This is a genomic window from Quadrisphaera granulorum (assembly GCF_003149145.1).
Classification (GTDB): Bacteria; Actinomycetota; Actinomycetes; order Actinomycetales; family Quadrisphaeraceae; genus Quadrisphaera; species Quadrisphaera granulorum.
Genome location: NZ_QGDQ01000011.1, coordinates 65,041 through 88,572 on the forward strand (window position 1 = coordinate 65,041; position 23,532 = coordinate 88,572).

At 74.2% G+C, this 23,532-nt stretch carries 21 protein-coding genes; 5 read left to right on the forward strand and 16 right to left on the reverse strand.

From position 1 onward, the window contains the following. Window positions 1-4: 4 nt before the first annotated feature. The 5 genes from BXY45_RS10205 to BXY45_RS10225 all read left to right on the forward strand — a co-directional run bounded on the left by BXY45_RS10205 (window position 5) and on the right by BXY45_RS10225 (window position 5,120). The gene (locus BXY45_RS10205; RefSeq protein WP_109774292.1) at window positions 5-1,858 is read left to right on the forward strand and encodes an alpha/beta fold hydrolase; all 1,854 of its coding nucleotides are present in this window, start codon (window positions 5-7) and stop codon (window positions 1,856-1,858) included. A gap of 205 nt (window positions 1,859-2,063) precedes the next feature. Beyond that, window positions 2,064-2,699, forward strand: coding sequence for a PadR family transcriptional regulator (locus tag BXY45_RS10210; protein WP_109774294.1), 636 nt, complete (start codon window positions 2,064-2,066; stop codon window positions 2,697-2,699). Next, entirely contained in the window at window positions 2,696-3,394 is a 699-nt protein-coding gene (locus tag BXY45_RS10215; protein ID WP_109774296.1) for an ABC transporter ATP-binding protein, read from the forward strand. Before BXY45_RS10210 ends, BXY45_RS10215 begins: the two co-directional genes overlap by 4 nt. After that, window positions 3,391-4,881 carry a hypothetical protein gene (locus BXY45_RS10220; RefSeq protein WP_109774298.1) on the forward strand — a complete coding sequence of 497 codons (1,491 nt, stop codon included), beginning with the start codon at window positions 3,391-3,393 and terminating at the stop codon, window positions 4,879-4,881. Before BXY45_RS10215 ends, BXY45_RS10220 begins: the two co-directional genes overlap by 4 nt. Beyond that, window positions 4,878-5,120 (forward strand): hypothetical protein, encoded by a 243-nt coding sequence (locus BXY45_RS10225; protein ID WP_109774299.1) that lies wholly within the window; start codon window positions 4,878-4,880, stop codon window positions 5,118-5,120. The genes BXY45_RS10220 and BXY45_RS10225 overlap by 4 nt, the downstream gene beginning before the upstream one ends. Before the next feature lie 135 nt (window positions 5,121-5,255). Here BXY45_RS10225 and BXY45_RS10230 read toward each other — a convergent pair whose 3' ends face one another. The 16 genes from BXY45_RS10230 to BXY45_RS10305 all read right to left on the reverse strand — a co-directional run bounded on the left by BXY45_RS10230 (window position 5,256) and on the right by BXY45_RS10305 (window position 23,438). Beyond that, window positions 5,256-6,191, reverse strand: coding sequence for an RluA family pseudouridine synthase (locus tag BXY45_RS10230; protein WP_109774301.1), 936 nt, complete (start codon window positions 6,189-6,191; stop codon window positions 5,256-5,258). Continuing rightward, window positions 6,188-6,769 carry a signal peptidase II gene (lspA, locus tag BXY45_RS10235; RefSeq protein ID WP_245961734.1) on the reverse strand — a complete coding sequence of 194 codons (582 nt, stop codon included), beginning with the start codon at window positions 6,767-6,769 and terminating at the stop codon, window positions 6,188-6,190. Before lspA ends, BXY45_RS10230 begins: the two co-directional genes overlap by 4 nt. A gap of 23 nt (window positions 6,770-6,792) precedes the next feature. Then, window positions 6,793-7,455 (reverse strand): DivIVA domain-containing protein, encoded by a 663-nt coding sequence (locus BXY45_RS10240; RefSeq protein ID WP_109774303.1) that lies wholly within the window; start codon window positions 7,453-7,455, stop codon window positions 6,793-6,795. Between the two features lie 172 nt (window positions 7,456-7,627). After that, on the reverse strand, window positions 7,628-7,927 hold the full coding sequence (locus BXY45_RS10245) for a YggT family protein (protein WP_109774305.1): 300 nt from the start codon (window positions 7,925-7,927) through the stop codon (window positions 7,628-7,630). A gap of 172 nt (window positions 7,928-8,099) precedes the next feature. Beyond that, window positions 8,100-8,579 (reverse strand): cell division protein SepF, encoded by a 480-nt coding sequence (locus BXY45_RS24535; protein WP_109774415.1) that lies wholly within the window; start codon window positions 8,577-8,579, stop codon window positions 8,100-8,102. 117 nt (window positions 8,580-8,696) lie between these two features. Next, window positions 8,697-9,443, reverse strand: a complete 747-nt coding sequence (locus tag BXY45_RS10255; protein WP_109774417.1) for a YggS family pyridoxal phosphate-dependent enzyme — start codon at window positions 9,441-9,443, stop codon at window positions 8,697-8,699. A gap of 14 nt (window positions 9,444-9,457) precedes the next feature. After that, window positions 9,458-10,186 carry a purine nucleoside phosphorylase YfiH/LACC1 family protein gene (locus tag BXY45_RS10260; protein WP_109774307.1) on the reverse strand — a complete coding sequence of 243 codons (729 nt, stop codon included), beginning with the start codon at window positions 10,184-10,186 and terminating at the stop codon, window positions 9,458-9,460. Window positions 10,187-10,272: 86 nt separating this feature from the next. Next, window positions 10,273-11,853 carry a cell division protein FtsZ gene (gene ftsZ, locus BXY45_RS24190; protein WP_245961736.1) on the reverse strand — a complete coding sequence of 527 codons (1,581 nt, stop codon included), beginning with the start codon at window positions 11,851-11,853 and terminating at the stop codon, window positions 10,273-10,275. Window positions 11,854-12,353: 500 nt separating this feature from the next. Further along, entirely contained in the window at window positions 12,354-13,295 is a 942-nt protein-coding gene (locus tag BXY45_RS10270; protein ID WP_170131436.1) for a cell division protein FtsQ/DivIB, read from the reverse strand. An 89-nt stretch (window positions 13,296-13,384) separates the two neighbouring features. Further along, window positions 13,385-14,911, reverse strand: coding sequence for a UDP-N-acetylmuramate--L-alanine ligase (gene murC / locus BXY45_RS10275; protein ID WP_109774311.1), 1,527 nt, complete (start codon window positions 14,909-14,911; stop codon window positions 13,385-13,387). Further along, the gene (locus BXY45_RS10280; RefSeq protein WP_109774419.1) at window positions 14,908-16,110 is read right to left on the reverse strand and encodes a glycosyltransferase; all 1,203 of its coding nucleotides are present in this window, start codon (window positions 16,108-16,110) and stop codon (window positions 14,908-14,910) included. Before BXY45_RS10280 ends, murC begins: the two co-directional genes overlap by 4 nt. A gap of 89 nt (window positions 16,111-16,199) precedes the next feature. After that, on the reverse strand, window positions 16,200-17,570 hold the full coding sequence (gene ftsW / locus BXY45_RS10285; RefSeq protein ID WP_211319434.1) for a putative lipid II flippase FtsW: 1,371 nt from the start codon (window positions 17,568-17,570) through the stop codon (window positions 16,200-16,202). A gap of 1 nt (window position 17,571) precedes the next feature. Further along, window positions 17,572-19,209 (reverse strand): UDP-N-acetylmuramoyl-L-alanine--D-glutamate ligase, encoded by a 1,638-nt coding sequence (gene murD, locus BXY45_RS10290; protein ID WP_109774313.1) that lies wholly within the window; start codon window positions 19,207-19,209, stop codon window positions 17,572-17,574. Next, window positions 19,199-20,299: a phospho-N-acetylmuramoyl-pentapeptide-transferase gene (gene mraY / locus BXY45_RS10295; protein WP_109774315.1), complete on the reverse strand. Its 1,101-nt coding sequence runs from the start codon at window positions 20,297-20,299 to the stop codon at window positions 19,199-19,201. Before mraY ends, murD begins: the two co-directional genes overlap by 11 nt. Continuing rightward, window positions 20,296-21,765 (reverse strand): UDP-N-acetylmuramoyl-tripeptide--D-alanyl-D-alanine ligase, encoded by a 1,470-nt coding sequence (locus BXY45_RS10300; protein ID WP_109774317.1) that lies wholly within the window; start codon window positions 21,763-21,765, stop codon window positions 20,296-20,298. Before BXY45_RS10300 ends, mraY begins: the two co-directional genes overlap by 4 nt. Beyond that, the gene (locus tag BXY45_RS10305; protein ID WP_245961739.1) at window positions 21,762-23,438 is read right to left on the reverse strand and encodes a UDP-N-acetylmuramoyl-L-alanyl-D-glutamate--2,6-diaminopimelate ligase; all 1,677 of its coding nucleotides are present in this window, start codon (window positions 23,436-23,438) and stop codon (window positions 21,762-21,764) included. The genes BXY45_RS10300 and BXY45_RS10305 overlap by 4 nt, the downstream gene beginning before the upstream one ends. Between the last annotated feature and the right edge of the window lie 94 nt (window positions 23,439-23,532).

A 23,532-nucleotide genomic window follows, 5' to 3' on the forward strand; every position in this document is an offset into this window, starting at 1 on the left:
GCCGGTGACCAGCGACGACGACCTACGAGCGACCGTCCGGCAGGTGATTCCCGGCGTCGCCGCCAGCGACGTCAGCGCCGCCGAAGTGCTCCGCGGCGAGTTCCACGACGTCGTCCTGCTGCCGGGCAGGGCGGTGGTCAAGGTCGCGCGCGGCCTGGCCGCCCAGCACCTGGAGCGGCGGACAGCACTGCTCGACGCCCTGGCGGGGGCGGGGCTGCCGTTCGCCGTCCCCCGGCCGCTGAGCGAGGTGCATCGCGCCGGACGGGCCGCCGCTGCCGTGGCGCTGTCGTGGGTGGAGGGCGAGCCGGCGCCCGCCGGCAGTGGTGGCGCGCGGCGCGTGGAGGAGCTGCAGCGGCTGCTCGCCGCGCTGGCGAGTGTGGACGTGCGCCCCGACAGCCCGGTGGGCCGGCACCTGGACGTCCCCCACGCCTACGCGGGCCGCGACCGGTGGGCCGAGCTCATGGCGCAGGTGGTCGCGATGCTCCCCGACGACGTCCGCGATGACGCCGGAGCCCGCCTGCGCGCCGCCCTCGACCTGCCGCCTGCGCCGGAAGGGCTCGTCCACGGCGACCTCGCCGGCCACAACCTGCGCTGGCACGCCGACGGGACGCTCGCGGGCGTCATCGACTGGGACCTCGCCAGCGCCTGGGACCCAGCGGTCGACCTGGGCTGCCTGGTGTGGTTCGGGTGGGACGCCGTCGACGCGGCGTGCGCCGGCCTGGGCGGCGGATGGCCGGCCGCGGCGGACCGGGCCCGGGTGTGGTTCGCCACGTTCCGGCTGGAGGGACCAGCGGCGCTGCTGGACGACGGCGCCCCGGAAGCCCTCGTCGCCGAGCGGCTGGAGCGGGTGGTCACCGCGCTGCGCCGGGAGCGCTCGGCCGGCCTCGCGCGGTCATCCGGTGGCGCCGTCGCGGAGGGTGCGCGACGGTCGTCGTCGTCATCGAGGACGACGACGGCGAGCGAGGAGGCGACCGTGGCGACCACGCGCACCGCGACCACGTCCGACGGCTACGAGCTGTGGTCGCAGCAGAGCGGCGATCCCGCAGGCAGCGCGGTGCTGCTGGTCATGGGCGCGGCGTCCTCCAGCGCGGTGTGGCCGCCGGGACTTGTCGAGCGGCTCGGGCAGCGGCACCGCGTCATCGTGTGGGACCACCGCGACACGGGCCGGTCCAGCAGCTCGGCGGGCCGGGCGCCGTATGCGCTGACGGACCTGGCGGCGGACGCCGTCGTCGTCCTCGATGCCTTTGGGGTGCCGGCGGCGCACGTGGTGGGGATGTCGATGGGCGGGCTGCTGACCCAGCTGCTGATGCTCGACCGCGCCGAGCGGCTGCTCTCGGCGACGCTGTTCTGCACGGGTCCGCTGCCCGGCGCCGAGGTTCCTGGTGGCGCCGCTCCGACGCCCGCGCCGGAGCTGCTGGCGCTGTGGGCGCAGCTCGGCGACGAGCGCGACGAGGCCGCCGAGATGGACTTCCGGCTGCGCCACTGGCAACTGCTCAACGGGGGCGGCACCCCGTTCGACGAGGCGGAGTTCCGGGCCTTGGAGGAGCGGGTGGTCGCGCACGGCGGGCCGCTCGACGCGAGCTCGGCCACCGCGCACGCCCGCGCGGGCACGTCAGGTCTGGTGCGCGGGGCCGAGCTGCGGGGCGTGACCGTGCCGACCCTCGTGGTCGAGGCGCCGGAAGACCCGGCCTACCCGCCGCCGAGCGCGGCGCTGCTGGCGGCGGCGATCGGCAATGCGTCGACGACGCGGCGCGTGGTGGTCCCCGGGATGGGCCACGCGCTGCCGGCGGCGGTGCTGCCGCCGCTGCTCGATGCGGTGGAGACCCACCTCGACGCCGTGGACCGCGCTGGCGGCTGACCGGCCACGCCGGATGTGTCGGAATGGCGCCGAAGATGTCGGAATCGAGCCGCCTTTCCGACATCTTGGGCGTCGTTCCGACACATCGAGCGAGGTTCCGACACGTCGGGCCGGGCTCACGACGCCAGCCGCCCGCGCGGTGGTTGGGACAAGGCCTGGCGCGCCGCTATTCACTGAGTACCTACTGCTGGTGTAGACATGGCTCATGTCCATGGCGGAGATCCACCTCGCGCTGCTACTGGCAGGGCCACGGCACGGCTACGACCTCAAGCACGCGCACGACGCGTGGTTCCCCGAGGAGCGACCGCTGGCGTTCGGGCAGGTGTACGCGACGCTCGCGCGGCTCGTCCGGGACGGCCTGGCCGAGGCGGTGGACACCCGCAGCGAGGGTGGTCCCGAGCGCACCCTGTACGCCGTCACCGACGCGGGCCGTGAACGCCTGCTGGCGTGGCTGGCAACGCCGGCGCCCCCGGCGGGTGTCGCCGGGGAGGACGTCGTCCGCAAGACGGTGGTGGCGTTGCACAGTGCCGCGGCCGGCGCAGATGCCGCGGCGGTGCTGTCGGGGCAGCGCACCGCCCACCTCAAGCGGATGCGGGAGCTGCAGCGCAGCACACCGCCGGCACCCGGGTCCGCGAGCGGCCTCGCCGAGCACCTCGCCCGGCGCCACGCGCTGCTCCACCTCGACGCCGACCTGCGCTGGCTGGACGAAGCCGTCGAGGCACTCCGGACCTCGGCGGCGCACGACCTCGCCACACACAGCACCCCACCGGCAACCGCCCCTGACGACAGCCCGCAGGCCCACCACGCGCCGACCCAGCACTCCGAGGAGAGCACCCGATGAGCACTGGTCCCTCCCCCGACCAGGTCCCCCTCCTGGAACTGGACGGCGTCTCCCACGCCTACGCCCGCACGCCGGCGCTCCGCGAAGTGAGCCTGACCGTCGCGCCCGGCGAGGTGGTCGCAGTGACCGGTTCCAGTGGCAGTGGCAAATCGACCCTCCTGCATGTGGCGGCCGGCCTGCTGCGCCCGCAGGCGGGTCGGGTGCACCTGCTCGGCCACGACCTCGCCGGTGTGGACGCCACCGCCCGCGCGGTGCTGCGGCGCAGCGAGATCGGCATCGTCCTGCAGTACGTCCAGCTGGTGCCCGACCTACCGGTGCTCGACAACGTGGCGCTGCCGCTGACCTTGAACGGCTCCTCGCTGGCGGCGGCCCGGACGGCCGCAGCCGACGCCCTCGCCGAGGTGGGCCTGACCGACGCCGCCTCCGCTGCGCCCGCCGAGCTGTCCGGCGGCCAAGCCCAGCGCGCGGCCGTGGCGCGAGCGCTCATCACCAGCCCGCGCATCGTGTTCGCTGACGAGCCCGTGGCCAGCCTCGACCCGGTCGGAGGGCGCCAGGTGCTCGACCTGCTGCGCGGTGTCACGGCGCGTGGTGCGGCCCTCGTGCTGATCACTCACGACAACACCGTCGCGGCACTCGCCGACCGTGAGGTCCGCCTGCGACAGGGCTCCGTCGAGCACGAGGCGGTGCTCCGATGACCGCCACGGCACCCACTCCCCTGGCGGCGCGGCCACTGCCCGCGGAGGTGGTGCGTGAGCTAGCCCGTCTCCGCAGCAGCGCCGACCACCTGCGCGCCCGTGCGACGGCGGCAGCCGCGGCCGGCATCGGCGTGGCCCTCCTCATGGCGGTGTCCGTCGCCGCCATCCCGAACGCCAATGACCCTGACGTCTATCAGCTCTCCGCCGCGCAGCCCGGCCTCGCGCCCTACCTCAGCCAGTCGGGGCTGCGGCCGGGCGCCGTGATGGCCGCCCTCCTGCTGGTGCTGCCTTTCGCCGCGCTCGCCGTGCAGGCACTTCGGGTCGGCTCGCTGGCGCTGCACCGTCAGGCAGGTCTGTTGGCGCTGGCAGGTGCGACCCCCGCTGACCTACGGCAGATGCGCGTCGCCCGCACACGGTCGGCCTTTCTCCGAGGTGGGCTGTACGCCGCTCCCGCGTACCTGGTGCTCTGGCTCCTGCTGGGTCTCGCGCTGCCCCCGGGGACTCGGCTGCTCCCGGCGCCCCAGTGGTGGCTGCCGCTGGCGTGGGCGGTGGTCCTGGCGGTACTTGCGGGAGTGGGGGCCCTGCTCGGCGTCCGTACTCCCCTCACCGGTGACAACGAGGAGGACGGCGTCTCAGCGGCACTGGTGAGGCTCGGCGCACGTTCCGGGCGCCCCGTGCGCCTGTGGTGGGCCGTTGCCAGTGGGGTGGCAGCGGCGCTCGTCGTGTCGTACGGCATCCGCTGGGGCAGCGGGTCCGACTACTCGCTACCCCTCCTTCTCCTTCTCCTGGGAGCCGCGGTCCTCCTCGCGGCAACGTGCGCTGCTCTGCTCCTCGCTCGCTGGGCCGCGTCGTCCCCGGTGGGCCGGCAGACGCGCCGGGTGCGGTCGGCCCGGCAGTTGCGCCGCGGAGATGCCGCTGTCGCCATGCTGGCCGGTGCACAACGACGCGCCAACCCCGTGGCAGCAGGCACAGTCGGGGCGGTGCTGTTCGTCTGCGGGCTGTCCTTCGGCGTAGAAGCTGTCCTGGTCACCAGCATGTTCACCGCGACGTACGGCTACGGCACGGGCGATCTGCTCTTCTACATCGGCGGCGCCGCGGTCGCCGCGACCGTAGCTGTGGTCGGCGCTCTCGTCGCACTGCTGGCGCTGGCACTCAGCCTCTCCGACCACCTCCTCGCCACCCGCAGGTCGGTGGCCGCGGTAGCAGCCCTCGGGCTGGAGCCGCGACGGCTGCTGGGCGTTCAGCGCCGGGCTCTCACCGATACCGCGGTGCCGGCCGTGGTCTCGGGATCCTTGGTGGGCGGTCTGCTCTACCAGTGGGTCTACGTCCTTGAACACCTAGCCGATGTGGGGATCTACAGCGCGGGCGTGCTGGCGGCCAGCGTGCTGGCCGGGGTGCTGATCGCGCTCGCGTGCCGACTCGTGGTGGTTCTCCTGGCAGGGCGCGTCCGCGCGGCGGCTGCCCTCGAACACCTGCGCACGCCGTGAGCGCCCCCGCGGCGCCGCGCCCGTCGACTCTGCTCGAACTCCCGACGGACCCGTCGGGAGCGGGGTTGGCGCTCCTCGTGCAGCGGGCGAGGGTGGCGATCGCGCGTGGTGACGTCGTCGTCGACAGCACCGTCACCACGGGATGGTCACCAGGGCCGCGGCTGGTGCTGCACCGCCTGCAGCAGCTGGCCGAGCGGGCCGGGCGGCAGTGGACGGACACCGGATCCCCCTCGGCTTGACCGTGCACCACGGCCGCACTCCGCACCCCGGGACGAGAGAGCGTGCTGGGGAAGCTGCACCGGCGCGACCGGGATGTGGCGCAGGCTTCCTTGATCGTCGCAGCGGGGAGGCGGATCGTCGCAGCGGGGGGCTGGTCAGGCCGGGTCGGCCAGGACGTCGAGCGCGCCCTGTAGGTCAGCGGGGTACTCGCTGGTGAACGCCGTCCACTCCCCCGTCGCCGGGTGATGGAAGGCCAGACCGACGGCGTGCAGCCACTGCCGCGTGAGCCCAAGTCGCTGCGCGAGAGCCGGGTCGGCGCCGTACGTGAGGTCTCCGCAGCACGGGTGGCGCAGCGCGCTCATGTGCACGCGGATCTGGTGGGTGCGGCCCGTCTCCAGGTGCACCTCCAGCAGCGTGGCAGAGCGGAACGCCTCGAGCGTCTCGTAGTGGGTGACGCTGGGCTTGCCCTCGGCGGTGACGGCCCACTTCCAGTCCGAGGACGGGTGGCGGCCGATGGGGGCGTCGACGGTGCCGGACGTCGGGTCGGGGTGGCCCTGCACTAGCGCGTGGTAGGTCTTCTCGACCGTCCGCTCGCGGAAGGCGTCCTTGAGCACGGAGTACGCATGCTCGCTCTTGGCCACCACCATGAGGCCGGAGGTGCCGACGTCGAGGCGGTGCACCACGCCCTGGCGCTCGGCGGCACCCGACGTGGAGATGCGGTAGCCGGCGGCGGCGAGCCCACCGATGACCGTCGGCCCGGTCCACCCCGGCGAGGGGTGCGCGGCGACGCCGACCGGCTTGTCGACGACCACGAGGTCGTCGTCGTCGTGGACGATCCGTAGGCCGTCGACCGGTTCGGCGACGACGCGGGGCGCCTGCGGCGGGTCCGGCAGCGACACCTCGAGCCACGCGCCGGCGCGCAGCCGCTCGGACTTGCCGACCCTCGCGCCGTCCAGCTCGACCCCGCCGGCCTCGGCGACCTCGGCCACCCGCGACCGCGACAGACCCAGCAGCCGCGACAGGCCGGCGTCGAGCCGCTCGCCGTCGAGCCCGTCCGGGACGGGCAGGGAACGCACCTCGGGCACGGTCATCGCCTCGCTGAGCGGGTGGCGCGGCGCCCGTCGATCTCGACACCGCGCAGCGCGAGGATGACGATCAGCCCCGCAGCGGTGCAGATCATGGAGTCGGCCACGTTGAACACCGGCCAGTTCGGCAGGGCCAGGAAGTCGACCACGTGCCCACGGGCGAACCCGGGGGCGCGCACCAGCCTGTCGACGAGGTTGCCGGTAGCACCGGCCAGCAGCAGCCCCAACGCCAACGCCCAGCCGCGGCTGCCGAGCTTGCGGGAGACCCGCAGGACGGCGGCGACGACGACGGTCGCGATGATCGTGAAGATCCAGGTGGCGCCGGTCGCGAAGGAGAACGCGGCGCCGGGGTTGCGCAGCAGCACGAGCTGCAGCACGTCACCCACCACCGGGACGGGCTCGCCGGGGGTCAGCAGCGCGACAGCGAGCACCTTGGTGATCTGGTCAGCGGCGAGACCGAGCAGTGCGACCACCACGAGGAAACGACGCAACCGGCGCGCCAGGAGCTTGCGCGCGATGCCGTCGGTGCCGGCGTCGGGGACGGACGAAGAACTACCGGTGGCCCCGGACGCCGTCGGCGTCACGGGGCCATCGGGGGACGGCTGGCTCAGTTAGCACCGCCGCCGAAGGCGTAGCCCACGTCCTGAGCAGAGGAAGGGCTCGGGCGCCCGCCGTTGCTACCGGCGACGCCGGCACTGCTGCGGGTCTCGAGGTCGCGCAGCTGGGACTCGAGGTAGGACTTCATGCGGTTGCGGTAGTCACGCTCGAAGTTGCGCAGCTCGTCGATCTTGCGCTCGAGCAGCGACCGCTCCTGCTCGAGGCTGCCGAGCGTCTGGCGGTGCTTGTCTTCCGCCTCGCGGACTAGGCGAGCGGCACGGTCCTTCGCTTCGCTGAGGATGGCGTCGCGCTGCTCCTCACCAGAGCGGACGAAGTCATCGTGGAGCTTCTGGGCCAGCGCGAGCATGCCGGTGGCGGACTCCAGCGGCTGGCCGACGGGCGAGACCGGCGCCGGTGCGGGCGCGATCGGCTGCGGGGCCGGAGCCACCTGCTGCGGCACCTGCCCGGTGGTTCCGCCGCTGCGGCTGAGCTCGGTCACGCGGCGTTCGCACGCGGACAGGCTCTGCTGCAGCTGCTCGTTCTCCGCCGTCAACCGGCGCAGTTCACCGACCACCTCGTCCAGGAAGTCATCGACTTCGTCCTGGTCGTATCCCTCACGGAACTTGGTGGGCTGGAACCGCTTGTTGACGACGTCCTCGGGCGTCAGCGCCATGTGGTCACCTCTTCGAGAGTCACCGCGGTGGCACGCACCGGGCCTGCGTTCAGTCGCGTGCCACCGTAGCCGACGACGCGCGAGAGCGCGGTCAGGTGCAGCACGCGGTGTGTCCGGATGGACGGGATAGGTCGGATCAACGGGGTGGAAAGGGTGGATCGCGCCGCGGCCGTCACATCGTTCTCGCGGCCGCACTCGACAGCAGGCTCATGAGCAGCGAACAGCCCAGCGCCAGGATGATGAAAGCGAGATCCAGCTGGATGCTCCCGAGGCGGATCGGCTTGATGACGCGCCGCAGGCCGCGCAGCGGCGGGTCGGTGACGGTGTAGACGGCCTCCGCCAGCACGAGGACGACGCCGCGGGGGCGCCAGTCACGGGAGAAGACCTGCACCCACTCCAGCACGAGCCGTCCGATCAGCAGCACGAAGAAGAGCAGCACGACGAGGTACAGCAGCTGGAAGAGCAGGTTCACCGGACCATCATCTCCTGCCGAACAGGCCGCTGTGTGCGCGCCGCGTCGAGACCCCGGCGTTGATCGCGATGGACGTCAGGACACGCCGAAGAGGGGGCACCGCGGCAGCGGTGCCCCCTCGTGGCGGGCGATTGAGGGGCGCCTCGCCCGCCACCGCCGGTGAACCGGCAGGTCAGGACTGGTTGAAGACCGCCTTGACCTGGCCGACCGGCTCACCGGTGACCTCGACGTGTGCCGGGGAGAGCAGGAAGACCTTGTTGGTGACGCGCTCGATGTTGCCGTGCAGCCCGAAGACCAGGCCGGCCGAGAAGTCGACCAGGCGCTTGGCGTCGGCGTCGGACATGTCGGTGAGGTTCATGATCACCGGCACGCCGCCGCGGAAGCACTCACCGATGGCCTTGGCCTCGTTGTAGGTGCGGGGGTGGATCGTCGTGATGCGGCGCAGGTCAGCCGCAGGCGGCGGTGTGAAGCGGGCGACGGATCGGTCGCGGGTGATCGGTGTCACCTCGGCCCGGTAGTCGGATTCGTCTAGGGCCACCTCGTCGTCCCCCTCCTCCCAGGCGTCCACGTCGAGGTCACGGGGCTCGGCGTAGCGCGGGTCGTCTTCGCGCAAGCCCATCCACACCATCGACTTGTGCAGTGCTCCAGCCATGACCACTCCTCCTCACAGCGTGCTTCGCCCGCCCGCCTCGGCGGTCGGTGCGACACCCTTGCGACCCGCCAGCCCCTCCGGACTCTTGGGCCTCATTCGTCTCGCTAGTCACAGAAGTTACACGATGGCGGGCCGCGCGCCCAGCACGGCGCGGCCGACACGCACGTGGGTTGCCCCTGCGGCGACGGCGGCTTCGAGGTCGCCACTCATGCCCGCTGAGATGACGGTCGCTTCCGGGTGGTCGGCCCGCAACCGGGCCGCCACCTGGGCAAGTCGCTCGAAGGGCCCGCGGGGATCGACGCCGGCGGGCGCGACGGCCATGACACCCGCCAGCCGCAGCCCCTCGGCGGCGGCCACCACCTCCGCCAGCTCGGCGACCTCGCCCGGGCGCGCACCACCGCGGCCAGGGTCGCGCGTGTCGTCGTCGTCGAGATCGATCTGGAGCAGGACGTCGAGCAGGTGACCGGCGGGCCGCTCCCCCCGCTCCAGCGCCCGTCGGTGTCCGCGCTCCAGGGCCGTGACCAGGCGCGCTCGGTCGACGGAGTGGACCACGTCGGCCCAGCTCGCCACCGCCGCGGCCTTGTTGGTCTGCACCTGGCCCACCTGGTGCCAGCGCAGCGGCAGGTCCGCGCAGGCGCGGGCCTTCTCGCCCGACTCCGGCTCGCGACTCTCCCCGACGTCAGTGGCGCCGCACCCGGCGAGTAGGCGCACATCGTCCGCAGGGAAGGTCTTGGTGACCACCACCAGCTGGACCGACCCCGCGGCCCGCCCCGCAGCAGCCTCGGCGGCGGCCACCCGCTCGCGCACCTCGGCGAGGTTCGCCGCCAGCTCGGCGGCCCGCTCGCTCAGCGCTTCTCCCGCCATGCCGATGCTCCCCGTCACGCCGATGCCTCCTTCCAGACCAGGCCCGCCCAGCGCGGCGCGTCCGGACCGGAACGGCGCACGGAGCCGAGCGACTCGTCTTCCACGGTGCACCCGGGCAGCTGCTCGGCCGCGACCCCCAGGGCGGCGAGCTGCTCCAGCACGCCGGCCGCAACATCGAGGGACGGAGTACCGGTCCAGGTGCGCGAGGCGGTGACCGGGTGCCGCCCGGCAACGTCGTCGCGCATCGCCGCCGGCACCTCGTAACAGCGAGCGCACACCGAGGGACCCAGTAGCGCACGCGTGCGACCGGCGTCAGCACCAAGCTCCCCCATGAGCGCCACGGCCGCGCCGACTACGCCGGTGTCCATGCCGCGGCGCCCGGCGTGCGCGACGCCCACCACCCCGGCGGCCGGGTCGGCCAGGAGCACCGGCACGCAGTCGGCCACGAGGACGGCGAGCACCAGGCCCGGCACGTCGGTGACCAGCGCATCAGCGTCGGGCGGCGGCCCGTCCCAGGGGCCGCGGGCCACGACGGCCCCGTCTCCGTGCACCTGGTGGGCCACGAGCAGGCGCTCCGGAGGCGCGCCGACGTCGGCGGCCAGGGCTGCGCGCGCCGCGCGGGCACCCTCGGCTCCGGCGGCGCGGTCACTGAGGTCAGCGCCGCCCGAGAGAGCCCAGCGCAGACCGCCGGGCAACTCGCGGCGCCAGGTGGTGGACGCAGAAAGGTCGGGCGGGCTCGCCATGGGACGAGCCTGCCCGACCTCTCATCCGGCCCGCCTCGCGGGGCCGGGATGCTGCTGCCGCTGCGCTTGGCTACTGGAGCGGCTGACTACTTCAGGAAGTCGGGGACGTCGAGGTCCTCCGGCTCGGCCCGCCCGTAGCGGACGCGCGCCGGCTCGCGCTCGACCACGCCGTGGCTGCCGGTGTGGACTCCGGCGTGGCCGCCGTCGTACTGACCCGGGAGCTGAGTGGCGGGGTAGGCGGGAGCGGGGGCCGGCTCGGCGGCGGGGCCGTCGTCCAGAGCGCTCGGGGTGCCCTGGGGGCTGCGCCAGTCGGTGTAGGACTCCGGGTAGGAGTCGGCGTACGCGTCCGGGTGAGCGTCGGCGTAGCGGTCGTAGGAGTCGGGCTGGACTGCCGGCGCGGCCTGCCGCGCGGGCGCCTCGCTGTAGGCCGGCGGGGCCGCCGGCGCCGCGGCGCGGGCGGGCTGCTGCCAGCTCGGCCTGTCGACCGACGGCACAGCCGGGGTCTGCCCGGTCCGGGGCCCGGCGGTACGGGCCGGAGGGGCCACCGCGGGCTGCGAGCCGGTGCGCGGGCCGGTCGAGGCGGGAGCCGCGGGGCCGGCACCGAAGCCGCTGTGGGCGGGGCGCCCGGGGGCGCCGCCCGTCGGCACCGCCGGGGTGCGGGGCAGCGAGACCTGCGCGGGAGCGGGCTCCGCGCGGCGCTCGTCGCGGCGAACCTGGGGCGTGCCGCCGTCGAAGCCGGCGGCGATGACCGTGACGCGGACCTCGTCACCGAGGGCGTCGTCGATGACGGCGCCGAAGATGATGTTGGCCTCGGGGTGCGCGGCCTCCTGGACCATGCGCGCGGCCTCGTTGATCTCGAACAGGCCGAGGTCGGAGCCACCCTGGATGGACAGCAGCACGCCGTGCGCGCCGTCGATGCTGGCCTCGAGCAGCGGCGAGGAGATCGCCAGTTCGGCCGCCTCCACCGCGCGGTTGTCACCGCGGGAGGAACCGATGCCCATGAGCGCGGAACCCGCGTTGCTCATGACCGACTTCACGTCGGCGAAGTCGAGGTTGATCAGACCCGGCGTGGTGATGAGGTCGGTGATGCCCTGCACACCGGACAGCAGCACCTGGTCGGCCGACTTGAAGGCGTCCAGCACGCTGACGCCGCGGTCGCTGATGGACAGCAGCCTGTCGTTCGGGATGACGATGAGCGTGTCGACCTGCTCGCGCAGCTCCGCGATGCCCGACTCCGCGCTGGTGGCGCGACGACGGCCCTCGAACGTGAACGGACGGGTCACGACGCCGATGGTCAGCGCACCCTGCGCCCTGGCGATACGGGCCACCACGGGGGCACCGCCGGTGCCCGTGCCGCCGCCCTCACCGGCCGTGACGAAGACCATGTCGGCCCCGCGGAGGACCTCTTCGATCTCCTCGGCGTGATCCTCGGCGGCCTTGCGGCCGACCTCGGGGTCAGCGCCGGCACCGAGACCGCGCGTCAGCTCACGGCCGACATCGAGCTTGACGTCGGCGTCGCTCATCAGCAGTGCCTGGGCGTCGGTGTTGACCGCGATGAACTCGACCCCCTTGAGGCCGACCTCGATCATTCGGTTCACGGCGTTGACGCCGCCACCGCCAACACCCACCACCTTGATGACCGCCAAGTAATTCTGCGGTGCCGCCACGGTCCCCTGCTCTCCCCGATCGCTTCGGGCCTGCCGACCCCGGATCTGCTGCCACCGAGGCCCCCTCAGGCCCCGGAAAAGTCTCAACCTCAACCTGAGGCTGAACGTTATGTCACAACGGTGTTGTTTGCAGGCTAGGGGCCGGACGCCGATCCCCACAACTCCCCACGCCGCGGGCGCTGAACAGCGGCTCTGCCTCGCAGCTCTGTGCTCACGGGCGCTGACAGAGCGCAACGTCGAGCACGACGTGTGCGGCGCCGAGCCGCCCGTTCGGGCCTGGGAGAGCCTAGATGCGCTTCCTGGGAGCCGGGCACAGGGGGCCGGAGGAAGCCTCCCGGAACCGCTCTCCTCCCACACTCGCGGAAGTGCCGGTTACAGCCCGCAGATCAATCCAGAGCAATCACGAGCAGATCACGACGGCAACGCCAGACGCCGAAACGACGCTTCCGAAAGCTGTCTCGAGCGCCTCCAGCCCCGCCCATAGTGCCGCCCAGTTCCCGTTATGGAGCGGTCGCGGGAGCCCTCGGCGCGCTGACGTCGACAGTGCGGACCCCCTCGCGAGGCAGCAGGAGCTGGGCTACCCGCGCCTTGAGGTCGTCCTCGCCGGCACCGCCCCACACGACCTGCTTGCCATCGCGCAGAGCCAGGCGGACGTCCTCCGGTCCGCTGGCCGTGATGGCCGAGACCTGCTCTCGCAGGGCAGTCGGCAGTGCCAGCGCCACAGCCGAGGCAGCCCGCACCGCTCCCGCGCCCGCCGCGCCGGGGTCGACCTGCACCAGCGGCACTCCCTCGGGCGCTGCGTCGGCGGTCGTGATGCTCGTGCCGTCGCCGTCGAGCAGCATGACGCCCGGGGCGCCGTCGGCAGCGGGCACGGCGGCCACCGGCACCTTCTCGGTGACCGCGACGTCCAGGCGGTGCGGGAAGCCGCGCGTCACCGACACCGAGGCCACCCACGGCAGCTTCCGGAGCCGCTCGCTCACCGCGCCCGTGTCGACCCGCAGCAGCGGCAGCCCCATCTGGTCCGCGGCTGCGCTCTGCACGGCGGCAGCGCCCGTCCTGTCGGCACCGCTGACGCGCACGTCCCGCAGCGCTGTCAGCGAGCTGGCCAGCAGCGCCCACGCCGCCGCTCCGAGAAGGAGGACGACGACGACGGCGACAGCGATCACGCGCCACAGCAGCCTCCGGCCACTCCCAGCGCCGGCCCCGTCGGAGCTCGACCCGCTGCGCGCCGCCTCGCCCTCGGTGGCCCCGGCGGCACGCGGCCTCTCGGCGCGTCCCTCGCGCTGGGGCGGCCGTCCCGGCTCGTCGGTGTCGGACCGGGACTGCCGGGTCACCCCGGGCTGCGTCGAGGAGCCCACGGGGCTGGTTGAAACCGCCGGGCTGGATGACGCGGGGTGCGCGGCGCTCTGCGGCGCCGCGGGTCCGGTCTCGGGCAGCTGCACCGGCTGAGGCTGCTCACGCTGCTCGGGTCGCGGGCGCCGGGGCGCCGCCGGACGGCGCACCGGCGCCGGGGGCCGCCGCCCGGGAGGGGTCACGCCGGAGCCTCCGCCAGAGCGGTGCTCGCCTGTGACCGGCCCTGCAGCAGGGCCAGCACCTCGCCGGCCACCGCGGTGACGTCACCGGCGCCGATGGTGAGCACGAGGTCTCCAGGCTGGGCCAAGTCCACCAGGGTCTGCGCCACGGCGGCCATGTCAGGCTCGAAGCGCACCCGCGCCGGGGCCTGCACGAGATCGGCCACGAGTGCTCCCGTCACGCCGGGCACCGGGTCTTCCCGGGCGGCGTACACGTCGAGCACCACCACCTCGTCGGCTCCGGACAGTGCCCGGGCGAACTCGGCGGCGAAGTCGGCGGTGCGCGAGTACAGGTGCGGTTGGAAGGCGACGACGAGCCGCCCGGCGCCGGCCACCAGGCGGCCCGTGGCGACGGCAGCGGCCACCTTGGCGGGGTTGTGGGCGTAGTCGTCGTAGACGCGCACGCCGTCGGCCTCCCCGCGCGGCTCGAAGCGGCGCCGGGTACCGCGGAAGGCTTCCAGGCCGTCGCGCGCGACGGCGGGGTCGGTGCCGAGCGCCACCGCGGCAGACCAGGCCGCCGCCGCGTCGAGGGCGTTGTGCCAGCCGGGCACGGCCAGCCGCAGGCGACCGCTCCAGCCCTGCGGGGCAAGCGGGCCGGCGGCGCCGGGGACGGCGGTGAGGTCGACGGTGATGCCTCCCCCGGTGGTGTGGGAGTCGGTGATGCGGACCTCCGCGTCGGGAGCCTCACCGAAGGTCACCACGCGTCGCACGGCGGACGAGGCGGGGCCGTCGCCGTCGTCGTCCTGAGAGCGCACTGCAGTTGCCCTCACCGACGAGGCCAGGGCGGCGGAGCCCGGGTCGTCGGCGCAGGCCACGAGCACTCCGCCCGGCTGGATGCGTGCGGCGAACGCCGCGAACGCCGCCTGGACACCCTCGTAGCTGCCGTGGTGGTCGAGGTGGTCGGGCTGAACGTTGGTGACCACGGAGACCTCGGGGGCGTACACGAGGAAGCTCGAGTCGGACTCGTCGGCCTCGGCGACGAAGACGTCGCCGCTGCCGTGACGGGCGTTGGTGCCCGCGCCGATCAGCTCGCCGCCGACGGCGAACGACGGGTCAGCGCCCGCGTGCTCGAGGGCGGCCACGAGCATGGCCGTCGTCGTCGTCTTCCCGTTGGTGCCGGCCACCGCCACGCCCCGCAGGCCCGTCATGAGCGCTGCGAGGCCCTGGGAGCGGTGCAGCACGCGCAGCCCGGCGGCGCGCGCGGCGGCCAGCTCGGGGTTGTCCTCGCGGATGGCGGAGCCTGCGACGACGGTGTCGACGCCGTCCAGGCGGGCGGGGTCGAACCCGGCGGCGACGCGTGCACCGAGGGCCCGCAGCGCGTCCATGACCGGCAGGTCCTTGGCGTCGCTGCCGGAGACGGTCACGCCGCGCTCGATCATGATCCGGGCGACGCCGGAGACGCCCACTCCCCCGATGCCGATGAAGTGCACCGCGCCGAGCTCCGCCAGCGGCGGCACCGGTGCGGCGAGGTCGAAGCGGGCGCTCATCGCGCCTCCCCCGTGGAGTCGCCGGTGGTCTCCCCTGGCCGACGGCCGGCGGCTCGCTCGACGAGGTCGGCGAGGCGCTCGTCGCCGTCGCGAGCTCCCGAGACCGCCGCGGACGCCGCTGCCGCGGCAGCCATCGCCGCGAGGCGGTGGGCGCCGTCGCCGTCGGTGAGCAGGTCGCGCAGGGGGCCGCGCACCCAGTCGGCGGTGACGTCGGCGTCGTCGACGATCATCGCCGACCCGGCGGCCACCGCCCCGGCGGCGTTGAGGCGCTGCTCGCCGTTGCCGATGGGCAGCGGCACGTAGACGGCAGGCAAGCCGACGGCGGTGGTCTCGCAGACCGTGCCGGCGCCCGCGCGGCACAGCACGAGATCGGCGGCGGCGTAGGCGAGGTCCATGCGGTCGGTGTACTCCAGCACGCGGTAGACGGCGCCCTCGGGCAGCCCCGAGGGCTGCACGGCCTTGCCCGCGCCGGTGAGGTGCAGCACCTGTGGCGCCAGCCCCCTGTTCGGCCCGCTGGACACTGGAGCCAGCAGCTGCGGAGCACCCTCGACCACAGCGGTGTTCAGGCGCAGCGCGCCCAGCGACCCGCCGGTGACCAGGAGGGTGGGCGCGTCGGGGTGCAGCTCGAAGGCGGCCCGTGCCTCGGCCCGGCGGGCGGCCCTGTCGAGTCGCGTCACCTCGGTGCGCATCGGCAGGCCCGTGAGCACGCCGTTGCCGCCCCGGCCGCGCAGGTCCGTGCCGGGGAAGGTCGTCGCGACGTGCTCGGTCAGGCGGGCACCCAGCCGGTTGGCGATGCCCGCCCGGTGGTTGGCCTCGTGGACGACGACGGGCACGCCGAGCTTGCGCGCCGCGAGGTAGGCGGGCACCGCCACGTAGCCCCCGACGCCGACGACGACGTCGGCACGCGGAGCACCCACCACCTCGCCGGCCTTGACGATGGCGCGTTCGGCGGCCCGCACGGCGCTCAGCAGCCGCCCGGGCAGGCGCAGCAGCGCGGTGGAGGGCTTGCGGGGCAGCGGGACGCGCGGCACCACGGCCAGCTCGTAGCCGCGCGCGGGCACGAGCCGCGCCTCCAGGCCCTCCGCGGTGCCGAGCACGAGGACGGCGGTGGCCGGGTCGCGGCGGCGCAGGCAGTCGGCCAGGGCCAGCATCGGCGAGACGTGCCCGGTGGTGCCGCCACCGGCCAGCAGCACGGCCATCGGCCGGGTGGGCTGCCCGGTGGTCTGTGGCTGGGGCGAGGGCTGGACAGCCGGCGTGAGGCCCGGCACGGCGGATCCCGTGGTGGCGCTCATCGGCGGCCTGCCCGCGAGACGACGGCCAGCGACCGGCGCACCAGCCCCGGCCGGGCGCTCAGCGCAGCCTGAGCTCCGGGGCTGTAGCGCGCGCACGAGAGCACGAGCCCGACGGCGATGAGCGTGCACAGCAGTGCCGAACCTCCCGCGGAGATGAGCGGCAGCGGCAGGCCGATGACGGGCAGCACACCGATCACCACGCCGATGTTCACCGCCGCCTGGCCAAGCACCCACGCCAGGACCCCGGAGACGAGGACGACGACGAAGAGGTCCTTGCTGCGGCGCACCACCCGGGCGCAGCACCAACCGAAGACGACGAAGAGCGCCAGCACGACGAGCGTGCCGACCAGGCCGAGCTCCTCGCCGATGATCGCGAAGATGTAGTCGTTGTGGGCCTCGGGCAGCCAGCTCCACTTGAGGCGGCTGCCGCCCAGGCCGACGCCCGTGAGCCCGCCGGAGGCGAGGGCGTACAGGCCCATGGTTGCTTGGTAGCCCGTGCCCCTCGTGTCCGTGTTCCCCTCGAGGAACGAGCTGATGCGGCTCATGCGGTTGCCGGTGCCAGCTAGCACCGCAAGAGCCACTAGGCCGACAAGCGCCGCCAGCCCGAGATGGCGCAGCGGTACCCCGACGGCGAAGACGGCGGCGAAGACCACCAGGCCCATGACCATGGCGGTGCCGAGGTCCTTGCCGGCCAGCACGATGCCGATGATCGGCAGCACACCGAGCGCCAGCGGCAACCCCCAGCGCAGCGGATCGGTGAGCACCTTGTGCTTGCTGGCGAGCACCGCGGCGCACCACAGCACGAGGGCCACCTTGCCGAACTCCGACGGCTGGCCCTGGATGCTGCCGAAGCGCACCCAGTTGACGTTGCCTCCGACGTCAACTCCCAGCGGGGTGAGCACGAGACCCTCGAGGACGACGGCGACGACGAGCACCGGCAGCGCCATGCGCCGCCAGAACCGCGGTGGCAGGCGCGCGGTGATGAACATCGCCACCAGCCCGAGCACGGCGAACTGCGCCTGGGAGATGCCCGCGGCGTAGGGAGAGCGGTTCTTGGCAAGGGCCTCGACGCTGGAACTCGACAGCACCATGACCAGGCCGAGGCCCACGAGGAGCACGACGACGCCCTGCAGCACCCCGTAGGTGAGCAGCGGGGTATCCCAGCGCGCCAGGCGACCGGGCAGCGCGCCGCCGAGCAGCGCGTCGCCCCAGGCCGCGGCGTGCTGACGGGTCGTCAGTGCAGGACGGCGGGGCGCAGGCCGGGGGGCGCTGCGGTCGGGAGCCGGCGTGGTGGTGAGCGACGGGGTCACGCCGTCGCGCAGGTCGATCGTCGTGTCGCCGTCGGTCGCGGTGGTCCTCGTGGCCACGTCAGCCCTCCTGGTGGTCGGACTGGTCAGCAGAGCCTTCAGCAAGGTGCGCCCGCACGGCCGCGGCGAAGGCGTCGCCGCGCTCGGCGTAGCTGGTGAACTGGTCCATCGACGCCGAGGCGGGCGCCAGCAGCACGACGTCGCCCGGTAGCGCCGCAGCAGCGGCGGCCCGCACCGCCGCGGGCATGACGCCCCCGGCGGCAGTGGCCGCCGGTCCGTCGATCTCCACCACGGGCACGCCCGGCGCGCGGCGGGCCAGCGCCCCGCGCAGGGGCTCGCGGTCGGCACCGATGAGCACCGCAGCGCGCAGACGGCCGGCGTGGGCGCCGACCAGCTCGTCGAACTGGGCTCCCTTGGCCAGGCCACCGGCCACCCAGACCACGCGGGAGGCGTCGCCGCCCTCGCCGCCGGACGCCGCGGCGGCACCGGCCAGCGAAGCGGAGGCGGCGTGGGCGTTGGTGGCCTTGGAGTCATTGATCCACGCGACGCCGCCGGAGCGGGCCACCACGGCGATCCGGTGGGCGCCCGGCTTCGTCGAGAGCAGCCCGTCGCGGACGGCCTGCTGGCCGACGCCGTGGGCGCGAGCCAGCGCCGCCGCCGCGAGGGCGTTGGCCACGACGTGCGGCGCGACCACGCCGCCGGAGGCGTCGGCGAGGTCCGCCAGGGTGCACAGCTCGGCGGCGCTGTTGGCGCGGTCGGCCACGTAGGCGCGGTCGGCGAGGACGTCGTCGACAACGCCCAGCATCGACAGCCCCGGCACACCGAGGGTGAAGCCGATGGCACGGCAGCCCTCCTGCACGTCGGCGTCCAGAACCAGCTGTTCGGTCACCTGGTCGGTGTCGTCCGCGTTGTAGACGCAGGCCAGCTCGGTGTCGGTGTAGATGCGGCCCTTGTCGGCGGCGTACGCCCGCATCGAGCCGTGCCAGTCGAGGTGGTCGGGCGCCACGTTGAGGACGGCCGCGGCACGCGGCGCGAGCGTGTGTGCCCCGTGCAGCTGGAAGCTCGACAGCTCCACGGCCAGCACGTCGGCGCCGGCCGGGTCGAGCACGGCCTCCACCAGCGGGGTGCCGATGTTGCCGGCGGTCGTGGCGCGCAGGCCGTGGGCCCGCAGGATGCTCGCGAGCATCGTCGTCGTCGTCGTCTTGCCGTTGGTGCCGGTGACGCACAGCCACGGAGCGGACGAGGCAGGGCCGACGGGCGCGCCCACAGGCCCGGCCGTGCCGCGCAGCCGCCAGGCCAGCTCGACCTCGCCCCAGATCGGGATGCCGGCGCGCGCGGCCTGCGCCAGCAGCGGAGCGCTCGGCCGCCACCCGGGCGAGGTGACGACGAGGTCGGGCGGGGAACCGTCGACGAGGTGCAGCGCGTCGGAGGCCCCCGGCCCGAGCGCCACCTTGCCGCCGAGCATGTCGAGGAGCTTGGCGCGCTCGCGCTCTCCGGCACCGTCGCGACCGTCGACGGCGAGCACCCGCGCACCCCGCTCGGCGAGGGCGTAGGCGGCCGCAGCTCCGGAGACGGCGAACCCGGCGACGACGACGCGCAGCCCGGCCCAGTCGGCGGGGCCGCGGTCGGGGACGCGCGCGGACCCGGCGCGCCAGGCGGGCACCGTGGGAAGCGCCTCAGATCTCAGCTCAGATGTCATTGCCGACCACCCACTCGCCGTAGAACAGGCCCAGCCCGAGGCCGACGAACAACCCGGCGATGATCCAGAACCGGGTGACGATGGTGACCTCGGCCCACCCGACCAGTTCGAAGTGGTGCTGGAGCGGTGCCATCCGGAACACGCGTTTGCGGGTCATCTTGAAGAAGCCCACCTGGATCACCACGGACAGCGCGATGATCACGAAGAGCCCGCCGAGCACCACGAGCAGCAGCTCGGTGCGGGTGGTGATGGCCAGGCCGGCGAGCGCACCGCCGAGGGCGAGGGAGCCGGTGTCTCCCATGAAGACCTTGGCCGGTGAGGCGTTCCACCACAGGAAGCCGATGCAGGCCGCCATGAGCGCGATAGCGACGACGGCGAGGTCGAGCGGATCTCGGGTCGTGTAGCAGGCCGCGACGCCCGGCGCGGTGACCCGCGGGGAGTCGCAGTTCTGGTTGTACTGCCACACGCCGATGAGGGCGAACGCGCCGGCCACCGCGGCGGTGGCGCCACTGGCCAGGCCGTCGAGGCCGTCGGTGAGGTTCACGCCGTTGCTCGTCGCGGCGATCATGAGCAGCGCCCACAGCACGAAGAGCACCACTCCGGCGATCGCACCCCAGTGGGCGAAGTCCACCATCGTGTCGCGGGTGAAGGAGACCTTGGTGGAGGCGGGGGTGTTGCCGTACCCGTCGGGGAACTGCAGCGCCAGCACCGCGAACACCAGGCCGACCAGCGTCTGCCCGATGAGCTTGGGCACGCTGCGCAGACCGAGGCTCCGCTGTTTGGAGATCTTGATGAAGTCGTCCAGGAAGCCGACCAGCCCCAGGCCCACCATGAGTCCGAGCACGAGCAGGCCGGACACCGACGGCGGTGTCATGAAGACGAGGTGCGCCACCCCGTAGCCGAGCACGGTTGCCGCGATGATCACCGCGCCACCCATCGTGGGGGTGCCGCGCTTGGTGTGGTGCGAGGTGGGTCCGTCGTCGCGGATGAACTGCCCATACCCGCGGTGCACGAGGAACCTGATGAACAGTGGTGTGCCGAACAGCGCCACCACCAGCGAGGAGAACCCCGCGACGAGGATGCCCTTCACGCGCGGACCCCCTCGCTGCTGGTGACCGGGGCGGCCCCGGCGAGCGCCAGCCGGTCTCCCAGGTGCATCAGCCCGGCGCCGTTCGAGCTCTTGACGAGCACCACGTCACCCGGGCGCAGCTCCTGCGCCAGCAGGGCCTCAGCGGCCTCGATATCGGCAACCCACATCGACTCGTCGGCGTACGAGCCCTCCAGCACCGCTCCGGTGTGCACCGGCCGCGCTCCCTTCCCCACGGCCACCAGCCGTGAGATGTCGAGGCGGACGGCGTACCTGCCGACCGCGTCGTGCTCGTCGCGCGCGGTGTCGCCGAGCTCCAGCATCTCCCCGATGACGGCCCAGGTGCGCCCGCCGGGGCGGTGCATGGCCTTGAGCGCCCGCAGCGCGGCGCGCACGGACTCGGGGTTGGCGTTGTAGGCGTCGTTGACGACGACGACGCCGTCGGGCCGCTCCGTCACCTCCATGCGCCACCGGCTGGCGGCGCGGGCGGTGGACAGCGCCGCGGCCACGTCGTCCAGCTCGACACCGACGGCCAGCGCGCACGCGGCGGCGGCCAGGGCGTTGGAGACGTGGTGCTCGCCGTGCAGCTGCATCGAGACCTGGGCGCTGGCGCCCTGTGCGTGCAGCGCGAAGGCCGGGCGGCCGAGCTCGTCGACGCGGACGTCCTCGGCGCGCACGTCGGCGCTCGCGCCCCAGCCGAAGGTCAGCACGCGGGCGCGGGTACGCGTCGCCATGGCGGCGACGCGGTGGTCGTCGGCGTTGAGGACGGCAACCCCGCCGTCGAGCAGGCCGGCTCCGGCCTCAGCAGCCGGGGGCAGCGCCTCCACGAGCTCGCCCTTGGCCACGGCGATGGCCTCGGGGCTGCCGAACTCCCCCACGTGCGCGCTGCCCACGTTGAGCACCGCGCCGACCCGCGGGTGGGCCAGCTCGCACAGGTGCGCGATGTGCCCAATCCCGCGGGCGCCCATCTCCACGACGAGGGTGCGGGTCTGCTCGTCCACGCGCAGCAGGGTCAGCGGCACGCCAAGCTCGTTGTTGAACGAGCCCGGCGGCGCGACCACGGGGCCGAGCGGAGCGAGGACGGCGGCCAGCAGGTCCTTGGTGCTCGTCTTGCCCGAGCTCCCGGTCACCCCGACCACGTCGAACGGGGTCGGCAGCTGGTGGCGGCGGGCCAGCACCTCGGCGGCCAGCGCCGGCAGCGCGTCGAGCACGCGGCCGGGGACGACGACGGCGGGCACGTCGTCGCCGAGGTCACGCTCGGCGAGCACGGCCACCGCTCCGGCACCGAGGGCGGTGGCGGCGTAGTCGTGCCCGTCGACGCGCTCGCCCGGCACAGCGGCGAACAGGTCACCGCCGCTGGCGGCGCGCGAGTCGATGACGACGCCGCTGACGACGGCGGCCGGGTCGGCCCCTCCGGTCAGGCGGCCGCCGGTGGCGGCTGCGACGTCTCCCAGCGCGATCGGGATCATGCGCGCACCTCCGTGGCTGCCGCCAGCGCGGCGGCGAGCTCCTCGCGGTCGTCGAAGGGGTGCACGGCACCCGCGACCTCCTGGCCCCGCTCGTGGCCCTTGCCGGCCACCAGCACGGTGCCGCCCGGCCCTCCGGCCAGCGCGAGGGCGACCCCGCGGGCCACGGCCTCGCGGCGATCGGGCACCTCGACCACGTCAATACCTGCTGGCGTCATGCCCGCTGCCGTCGCTCCCGCGAGCACGGCAGCACGGATGGCGGCCGGATCCTCCGAGCGGGGGTTGTCGTCGGTGACGACGACGGCGTCGGCGCCGGCCGCAGCCGCAGCGCCCATGGCGGGGCGTTTGCCGGGGTCTCGGTCACCGCCGGCGCCGAGCACCACCACGAGGCGGCCCGGCGTGGACGGGCGCAGCGCGGCCAGGGCCGCGGCGACGGCGTCGGGGGTGTGGGCATAGTCGACCACGCCCACCGGAAGACCAGCCGGAAGATCAGCGGCAGCCTCGGCGGACGGCGCAGCAGCCCCGCGGGGCAGGACCACCTCCATGCGCCCCGGCACGCCGCGCGCACCGGCCAGCGCGGCGGCGGCCGCAGCTGGGTCGTGGCCGGAGGCAGCGAGCACCGCCACCGCGACCGCGGTGTTGGCGATGTTGAAGGTGCCGGGCAGCGGACTCGCCGCCTCGACGCGTCGGCCCCCCGGCCCGATCAGGGTGAAGGCGGAGCCGGGACGACCGTCGGACCGCTCGCGCACGCTGGCCGCATCAACGGACCAGTCGACGGACCAGTCGGCCGGCTGGCCAGCTGCCGCCCGGCCGTCCGTCGTCGTCCTACTCATGACCGTGGTGGTGGGCACCCCGGCGGCCCGGCTGAGCTCGGCCAGCCGGCGGCCCCATTCGTCGTCGACGCAGACCACGGCGGCCCGGGCACGCGCTGGGGTGAACAGCTGCGCCTTGGCGGCGAAGTAGTCATCCATGGTCGGGTGGAAGTCGAGGTGGTCCTGGGAGAGGTTGGTGAACGCGGCGACGTCGAGCACCAGCCCGTCCACCCGGTGCAGCACCACGGCGTGGCTGGAGACCTCCAGTGCCGCGGCGCGCGCCCCGCGCTCGACGGCCAGCGCGAGCAGGGCGTGCAGGTCCGGCGCCTCGGGCGTGGTGCGCGCGCTGGGCAGCTCTTCGCCCGCGATGCGCGTGCACACCGTGCCCACGAGGGCCGTCGGGGTGCCGAGCTGCGCCAGCGCTGACTCCAGCAGCGTCGTGACGGTGGTCTTGCCGTTGGTGCCGGTGACGCCGAGCACCTGCAGGTGCTGCGCGGGCTCGCCGTACACGAGGGCGCTCACGGCACCGAGCACGGCGCGGGGGTCGTCGACGACGACGGCGGGCAGCCGCGCCGTCGCGCCCTGCTCCGCGGCGAGCCGCGCGACGATCTGCGCACCCTCGGGGTCGGTGAGCAGAGCAGTCGCTCCGAGCTGCGCCGCCTGCGCCGCGAAGCGCGCTCCGTGCGTGTGGGCGCCGGGCAGCGCGGCGTAGAGATCGCCCGGGCGAGCGCGGCGGGAGTCGAGCACCACGCCGGTCACCGTGAGCTGCCCGGAGCCTGCCGGAGCGGCGGCGCCGGCACGCGCTGCGACCTGCGCGAGCGGTCGCCCGGCGACGCGCACGGGCCGGGAGTCGCGAGCGGGCACGGCGTGCACGCTACCCGGCGCGGTCCCGGCCACCGGCCGGTTCTTCGCGAGCACCGGCGCAGAGGCGGCCTTCGTTGTCACTGCGAGGTCACCG

Coding starts and splice junctions, on each gene's coding strand:
- BXY45_RS10300 (WP_109774317.1), bottom strand. CDS start 21,765: ATGATCCCGATCGCGCTGGGAGACGTCGCAGCCGCCACCGGCGGCCGC.
- BXY45_RS10255 (WP_109774417.1), bottom strand. CDS start 9,443: ATGGCGGGAGAAGCGCTGAGCGAGCGGGCCGCCGAGCTGGCGGCGAAC.
- BXY45_RS10280 (WP_109774419.1), bottom strand. CDS start 16,110: ATGGCCGTGCTGCTGGCCGGTGGCGGCACCACCGGGCACGTCTCGCCG.
- BXY45_RS10215 (WP_109774296.1), top strand. CDS start 2,696: ATGAGCACTGGTCCCTCCCCCGACCAGGTCCCCCTCCTGGAACTGGAC.
- BXY45_RS10240 (WP_109774303.1), bottom strand. CDS start 7,455: ATGGCGCTGACGCCCGAGGACGTCGTCAACAAGCGGTTCCAGCCCACC.
- BXY45_RS10230 (WP_109774301.1), bottom strand. CDS start 6,191: ATGACCGTGCCCGAGGTGCGTTCCCTGCCCGTCCCGGACGGGCTCGAC.
- BXY45_RS24535 (WP_109774415.1), bottom strand. CDS start 8,579: ATGGCTGGAGCACTGCACAAGTCGATGGTGTGGATGGGCTTGCGCGAA.
- BXY45_RS10220 (WP_109774298.1), top strand. CDS start 3,391: ATGACCGCCACGGCACCCACTCCCCTGGCGGCGCGGCCACTGCCCGCG.
- murC (WP_109774311.1), bottom strand. CDS start 14,911: ATGAGCGCCCGCTTCGACCTCGCCGCACCGGTGCCGCCGCTGGCGGAG.
- BXY45_RS10260 (WP_109774307.1), bottom strand. CDS start 10,186: ATGGCGAGCCCGCCCGACCTTTCTGCGTCCACCACCTGGCGCCGCGAG.
- BXY45_RS10210 (WP_109774294.1), top strand. CDS start 2,064: ATGTCCATGGCGGAGATCCACCTCGCGCTGCTACTGGCAGGGCCACGG.
- murD (WP_109774313.1), bottom strand. CDS start 19,209: ATGACATCTGAGCTGAGATCTGAGGCGCTTCCCACGGTGCCCGCCTGG.